This is a genomic window from Streptomyces laculatispora (assembly GCF_017353455.1).
Lineage (GTDB): Bacteria > Actinomycetota > Actinomycetes > Streptomycetales > Streptomycetaceae > Streptomyces > Streptomyces laculatispora.
On the sequence record NZ_JAFMPZ010000070.1, the window covers coordinates 1 to 6,738 of the forward strand.

General features: G+C 73.5%; 6 protein-coding genes and 1 pseudogene. 3 read left to right on the plus strand and 4 right to left on the minus strand.

Annotated features, from left to right (window positions below; all coding sequences use genetic code 11):
- The coding region (locus J1C73_RS03435) for a YfhO family protein (RefSeq protein WP_207315025.1) at window positions 1-1,957 on the plus strand (1,957 nt) is incomplete at its 5' end.
- 19 nt (window positions 1,958-1,976) lie between these two features.
- On the opposite strand, the pseudogene J1C73_RS03440 reads toward J1C73_RS03435, so the two are convergent.
- Window positions 1,977-2,204: pseudogene (locus J1C73_RS03440) on the minus strand (TetR/AcrR family transcriptional regulator C-terminal domain-containing protein); the annotation flags it as partial.
- Between the two features lie 45 nt (window positions 2,205-2,249).
- Between J1C73_RS03440 and J1C73_RS03445 the strand changes: the two are divergent.
- A complete protein-coding gene (locus J1C73_RS03445; RefSeq protein ID WP_372446646.1) occupies window positions 2,250-2,447 on the plus strand; it encodes an aromatic-ring hydroxylase C-terminal domain-containing protein in 198 nt (65 codons plus the stop codon).
- Between the two features lie 48 nt (window positions 2,448-2,495).
- Here J1C73_RS03445 and leuE read toward each other — a convergent pair whose 3' ends face one another.
- Together leuE and J1C73_RS03455 are read right to left on the minus strand one after the other, a co-directional pair.
- Window positions 2,496-3,164: a leucine efflux protein LeuE gene (leuE, locus tag J1C73_RS03450; protein ID WP_207315027.1), complete on the minus strand. Its 669-nt coding sequence runs from the start codon at window positions 3,162-3,164 to the stop codon at window positions 2,496-2,498.
- Between the two features lie 166 nt (window positions 3,165-3,330).
- Window positions 3,331-4,911: an acyl-CoA mutase large subunit family protein gene (locus tag J1C73_RS03455; protein ID WP_207315028.1), complete on the minus strand. Its 1,581-nt coding sequence runs from the start codon at window positions 4,909-4,911 to the stop codon at window positions 3,331-3,333.
- A gap of 145 nt (window positions 4,912-5,056) precedes the next feature.
- Between J1C73_RS03455 and J1C73_RS03460 the strand changes: the two genes are divergently transcribed.
- The gene (locus J1C73_RS03460) at window positions 5,057-5,977 is read left to right on the plus strand and encodes a L,D-transpeptidase family protein (protein ID WP_207315029.1); all 921 of its coding nucleotides are present in this window, start codon (window positions 5,057-5,059) and stop codon (window positions 5,975-5,977) included.
- Between the two features lie 186 nt (window positions 5,978-6,163).
- Here J1C73_RS03460 and J1C73_RS03465 read toward each other — a convergent pair.
- Window positions 6,164-6,738, minus strand: a 575-nt coding sequence (locus J1C73_RS03465; protein WP_242643658.1) for a helicase associated domain-containing protein, incomplete at its 5' end; no start/stop codon positions are given.

The following is a 6,738-nucleotide window of genomic DNA, read 5'->3' on the forward strand; positions in this document are numbered from 1 at the left end:
CGCGCGGCGGCCGGTACCGGCGACGCTCCTGGTGACGCTCGCCTGGGTCGCCAACTTCTACACCGCGTACATGGCCACGCTCGGGGCCGCGCTGGTGCTGGTGGTACGGCTGCTGCTGGAGGACGGGACGTCGCGGGAGCGGGTCCGGGGGCTGGTGCGCGCGGTGCGGACGGTGCTGCTCGGCATCGGTCTGGCCGCGCCGGTCCTGCTGCCGGTGTTCCTCGGCACCAAGCACGCCTACCCGGGCTGGAACCGGGAGTTCGCCCCGGCGGCCTGGCCGGATGTCGCGGCACGGCTGCTGCCGGCCACGTACGGCTTCTTCAGTCCGGCGGTCTTCCTCGGCACGGGCGCCCTGCTGCTGGCCTGCGCGCTCGCCTTCCACCGTGCCGCGCCGCGCGCCGAGCGCTGGGTGTGGCCGGGGCTGGTGGCCGCGGTCGCGCTGTCCCTGCAGTGGGGGCCCACCCATCTGCTCTGGCACGCCTTCGCGACGCCGAACGGCAGCCCGTTCCGGCAGACGTTCGTGCTCTGCGGCCTCGTGGTGATCGCCGCCTGGACCTCGGTCGCCCGTGCCTGGCCGGACCGGCGGGCGCTGCTGGGCGGGGCCGGGGTGCTGGTGCTGATCGCGGCCGCGGCCGCGCCCAGCGCACTGGTCACCCGGTGGACGTATCCGCTGTTCGCCGCTGGGCTGGTGGCGGCCCTCTGCGCCCTCGCGCTGGTGCGCAGCGGCAGGTTCCTCGCGCTCGCGGTGCTGCTGCTGGTGGGGGCGCAGGCCGGGCAGGCCGCCGCGACCACCGCGTACGCCGACCGGCAGCGGCTGAGGCTGCTCGACGACTACGCGCCCTGGGGCGAGCGCCAGCGCCTCCAGGCCGATGCGGTCTCCCGTGCCGACGGCTGGCCGCGCTACCGCACCGATCCGGGCCTGGAACAGAGCACCGCCAACGATCCGCTGGTGGTCGGCGGCCAGGGCGGGGCCTACTACAGCAGCCATACGCCCGACGTGACGACCCGCACCCTCCTCGCCCTGGGCGGCGGCTGGACCTCGCGCGGCCGCGCCCTGCAGAGCCTGGACAACCCGGTGACCGACGCGGTGTTCTCGGTCGGCGCCCGGGTCCATGTGCCGCGCGATCCGCACCAGGTCTGGAACCGCCCGGACGAACGGCCGGTGACCGTGACCCGCGAGGACGTGCCGCCGCTGGTGACGGTGCGGCCGTCCGGGTCCGGGGGCGCGGCCCGGTGGGGGCGCTCGCCGTTCCGCAACCAGGAGGAGCTGCTCGGCGCCCCGGTGTACACCCTGCCGACGACCGTGCTGCGGTCCGAGGACGGTGCGGCCGCCCCCGCCAGGAATCCGCACGCCTACGAGGTGCGGGCCGGCGCGTACACCCTGAGTGCGAGCTGTCCGGCCGGCAGCCAGGTGTTCCTGTGGGCGCCCGACCTGTTCGGCACCGCGCGGCTGGGCGCCGTCGGCGAACCGAACGATCTGCGGGGCGACCTGCCCGCGCGCCGGGCCGCGATGCTGCCGCTGGGCCCGGGCGGGGGACGGATCGCCGTGACGCTGCGGGCGGAGCGGGACAGCACGGTTCCGCACGACTCCGTCGGCTGCCTGGACCCGGGGCGCCTGGCCTCGGCGGTGGCGGGGCTGAAGCAGACGGGGGCGACGCGGGTCACCGTCTCCGGCAGCGGTGTGCACGCCGAACTCCCGCCGCACACCGAGGGGGTCGCCGTGCTGGCCGCGCCCCGGATCGCGGGCTGGAGCTGCGACGGGCGTCCGGCCGACTCGTACCTCGGGCTCGTCGCGGTGCCGGTCGGCGACGGCCGGACGGCGGTGGACTGTTCGTTCCGGCCGCCGGGGCTGCGGGCCGGGGCGCTCGCCGGGGCCGCCGCGCTGGCGGCCCTGCTGGCCACGGCGTTCGCACCGGCGGCCCTGAGCCGGGCACGGCGGCGGCGCGCTCGCCCGTAGGGCCTGCCGACCGCGCCCCTCAGCGCACCCCGTACCGTGCCTCGACGCCCGCGACGATCAGCCGCAGCCCGTCCTCGAAGCGTTCGTCGTAGTGGTCGAAGATCTCGGAGCCGGCCGCCGCGGCGAGCGGGTAGCGGGCCATCCGCTGCGCGCGTTCACCGATGTCGAAGCCCTCGCGCCGCTGGTCCGGCATCGGGCGGACGCCCTGCTCCTCGCTGACGAAGCCCATCGTGTACGCGTACGCGGTGGGGGACGGCTGTTCGACGTCTTCCGGGGCCCGCACTTCACGCTGCTGGCGGTCGGCACCGACGCGGACCTGCCGCAGTCCGCGGGGCCGGCGGTCCGGGTGCACCGCATGGACGCGTACGAGGCGTACGGCAAGGGGCTGTTCCTGATCCGGCCGGACGGCTACATCGGCTGGGCGGGCGAGGACACGGCCGGGCTCGCCGGATACCTGGCACCGCTGGGCCTTGAAGTCGAGCTCGGCTGAGTTCCCGCGTTCGTCGCCATGGGCCCGGGTGCGGGCGGCGCCGCCCGGTCAGACGCTGCTGAGCGAGAGCTTCGCGGCGAAGCCGAGGAACAGCACACCCGCGGCCGAAGTGGCGCCCGCCGACAGCCGCTTGCGGCGGCGGAACGCGGCGGACAGCCGGGTGCCGCCGAATATCAGCATCGACAGGTACAGGAAGCTGGCGGCCTGGAGCAGGGTGCCCAGCAGCAGGAAGGAGAGCGCCGGATAGGCGTACCCGGGATCGACGAACTGCACGAAGAACGAGATCAGGAACAGGATCGCCTTCGGGTTGAACAGGCTGACCACCAGCGCCCGGCGGTACGGCCGCTCCATGGCGCCCACGGCCTCGGCCCCGTCCGCCGACTCGCCCGTCAGCTCGGCCACCCGCCGGTGCCGCTCGCGCCACATGGACACCGCGGCCCGCAGCATCCCGACGGCCAGCCAGGTCAGATAGCCCGCCCCCGCGAACTTCACCACGGTGAAGAGCACGGGCGTCGTCCGCAACAGCGACGAGGCCCCCAGCGCGGACAGCGTCATCAGCACGGTGTCCCCGGTCCACACCCCGGCCGCGGCCACATAGCCGGTCCGCACCCCGCGCCGGGCGGCGACGGACAGCACGTACAGCGAATTCGGACCCGGCAGCAGAACGATCAGCACCAGGCCGGCGAGATAGGTCGGAAGGTCATTGACACCCAGCATGAAACGGAGTGTCGCACGCGGGCGGGACTCCCGGTCCGGAGGGGTTCACCGGGGCCGGGGTTCAGGCCACGAGGTCGGCGAACCCGGCCTTCGAGCCGTCCGCCCGTGCGACAGAGACCCGGTCGCCGGTGCGCACCCTCGCTCGACGGAGTCACCGGCCCCCGGGTCAGAACGCGTCCGCCGGCACGTAGATCCCCCACACCTCCCGGAGCGCGTCGCAGACCTCGCCCACCGTGGCGCGGGCCCTGAGCGCGTCCTTCATCGGGTAGAGCACGTTGTCCGTGCCTGCGGCCGCGCTCCGCAGGGCGGCCAGGGCCGTCTCCACCGCGTTCCCGTCGCGCTCGGCGCGCAGCCGCGCCAGCCGGGCCGCCTGCCGGGCCTCGATCGCCGGATCGACGCGGAGCGGCTCGTACGGCTCCTCCTCGTCGAGCCGGAAGCGGTTGACGCCGACGACGACCCGCTCGGCGCTGTCCGTCTCCAGGGCGATGCGGTAGGCGCTGCGCTCGATCTCGTTCTTCTGGAAGCCGTGCTCGATCGCGCTGACTGCGCCACCCAGGTCCTCGACCCTGAGCATCAGCTCCAGGGCCGCGGCCTCGACGTCGTCCGTCATCCGCTCGACGACGTAACTGCCCGCGAACGGGTCGACGGTGGCCGTCACGTCCGTCTCGTACGCCAGGACCTGCTGGGTGCGCAGCGCGAGCCGGGCGGACTTGTCGGTCGGGAGCGCGATGGCCTCGTCGAAGGAGTTGGTGTGGAGGGACTGGGTGCCGCCCAGGACCGCGGCCAGGCCCTGTACCGCGACGCGCACCAGGTTGACCTCGGGCTGCTGGGCCGTGAGCTGGACGCCCGCGGTCTGGGTGTGGAAGCGCAGCATCAGCGACTTGGGGTTCCTGGCGCCGAACTCCTCCTTCATCACCTTCGCCCAGATCCGCCGCGCGGCGCGGAACTTGGCGACCTCCTCCAGGAGCGTCGTACGGGCGACGAAGAAGAACGAGAGCCGCGGGGCGAAGTCGTCGACGTCCATGCCGGCCGCGACGGCGGTCCGGACGTACTCGATGCCGTCCGCGAGCGTGAAGGCGATCTCCTGCGCGGGCGAGGCCCCGGCCTCCGCCATGTGGTAGCCGGAGATCGAGATGGTGTTCCACTTCGGGATCTCGGCCCGGCAGTACCTGAAGATGTCCGCGGTCAGCCGCAGCGAGGGCCCCGGCGGAAAGATGTACGTGCCGCGGGCGATGTACTCCTTGAGCACATCGTTCTGGACGGTGCCGCTCAGCTGCCTTGCGGGCACCCCCTGCTCCTCGGCCACCAGCTGGTACATCAGCAGGAGCAGCGCGGCCGGTGAGTTGATCGTCATCGAGGTGGAGACCTGGTCCAGCGGGATCCCGTCGAACAGCACCCGCATGTCCTCGACCGAGTCGATCGCCACGCCGACCTTGCCGACCTCACCGGACGCGAGGGCCGCGTCGGAGTCGTGGCCCATCTGGGTGGGCAGGTCGAAGGCGACGGACAGGCCCGTGGTGCCGTTGGCGATGAGCTGCTTGTACCGGGCGTTGGACTCGGCGGCCGTGCCGAAGCCCGCGTACTGGCGCATCGTCCACGGGCGGCCGGTGTACATCGACGGGTACACACCGCGGGTGAACGGATAGCCGCCCGGCTCCCCCAGTTTCTCCGCGGGGTCCCAACCGTCGAGCGCGTCCGGCCCGTAGACCGGCTCGATGGGCAGTCCCGACTCAGAATCGCGCGTCATCCGCTCCGCCTCCCGCTGGTCACCGATGCGGAACCTGAGGCGTCCTCGGGTGCCCGCTAACGATTTCCCCATCATCCGCAGGATTCGGCAACCGGGCAGAGCGGGAATCCGTCCCATGGGATACCCGAGACCCCAGGGGGCCGAGATGGTACGCACCAGAAGGACCGGGCGCGGCCACGCGCCCAAGGGCGGCAAGGGAGCCGCGGCGGCGACCGCGGCCGTCGCCGTGCTCGCGCTGACCGCGGTGACCGCGGGGTGCGAGCCGCAGGCCGCGGGCAGCACCCCGTCCGCCCCGGCGCCCGCGCCGACGAGCGGCAGGCCCACCGACGACGCCAAGCCCGGCGCGGCCGAGCCGCGGACGGCGACGCCGTCCGCGAGCGCGAGCACGAAGCCGAGCGCACCGCCGAGGTCCACGCCCGCGCCCGACCCGCAGGGCACGGTGCTGATGGCGAGCGGCGCGCAGGGCAAGCAGGTGCGCGAGCTCCAGGCCCGGCTGCGTCAGACAGGCCACTTCGGCCGCAGCCCCACGGGCTACTACGGCACCGTCACGGTCGCCGCCGTGCAGTCGTTCCAGGGCAAGCGGGGACTGTCCCGTACGGGGAAGGCGGACACGCTCACCTGGCAGAAGCTGCTCGGCATGACACACGAGCCGACGGCCGCGGAGCTGAACCCGCCGACCACCCGCCCGGTCGCGAAGCCGGACAAGCGCTGCATGACGGGCCGGGTGATCTGCATCAGCAAGAACAGCCGGTCACTGTCCTGGATGATCGACGGCAAGGTCCTCTCGTCGATGGACGTGCGGTTCGGCTCGCAGTACACGCCGACCCGCGAAGGCACCTTCTCCGTCTACTGGAAGTCCCGGCACCATGTGTCGACGCTCTACGACTCGCCCATGCCGTACGCGATGTTCTTCAGCGGCGGCCAGGCGGTGCACTACTCGTCGGACTTCGCGGCCCGCGGCTACAACGGCGCCTCGCACGGCTGCGTCAACGTCCGGGACGAGGGGAAGATCGCCTCGCTGTTCGCCCAGGTCCGCGACGGCGACAAGGTCGTCGTCTACGGCTGAGTGCCGGGCGGGGCCGGAGGATCTGAGGGGCGCGGGCGGGACCGGGGGAACGTGTCCCGCCCGCGCCATTGCGCCGAGCCGCAGGTACGGGGGGAACCCCGGCTCAGGACGCTGCCGATGACCAGTCGGCTCACTCCGTACTGCGTCTGTGTGCCGAAAAACGTCACACCCCGTGGCGGGCGGGGGTCAGCGGACCGCGACGGGGGTGTCCGGCGCCGCCGGCTGCGAGGCGGTGACGTCCGCTCCGGGGTCCGTTCCGGCGAAGGCGGTCGACGGGTGCGGGGACGCGGGAGTGAACCCGATCGACGGGAGGGAGCCGGAACCGCCGGGCGGCGATTCGCCGTCGCCGTCCGAGTCGCCGTCGCCGTCACCGTTCTGGCTGTTGCCGTTGTCGCCGGCCTTGTCGAGCATCCGGTCGCAGAACCGGTCCAGATTGCGGGCGCCCTTGGCCAGCGCTTCGAGGCGGCGTCTGCGGTCGTCGTCGAGCTTGCCGTCGCGGTAGTCGCGGCAGGCCTTCAGGGTCTTGGCGTACCAGGCGCCCGACGTGCCGTCCTGGGAGGTGCCGGGCTGTCCGGCGCCGTCACCGTCCGTGCCCTCGGTGCTGTCCGAGGAACCCTTGGCCGGGTCCTCGGACGGTCCGGTGCCGGTCTCGTCCTGGGTGCCGGGGCCGGTGGGACGGCTGCCGCCGGGTCCGGCGGTGCTCTTCCCGTCGGGGCGGGCGGAGTCCGGGGGCTTCGGTGGCACGCTCTGCGCGCTCGGTG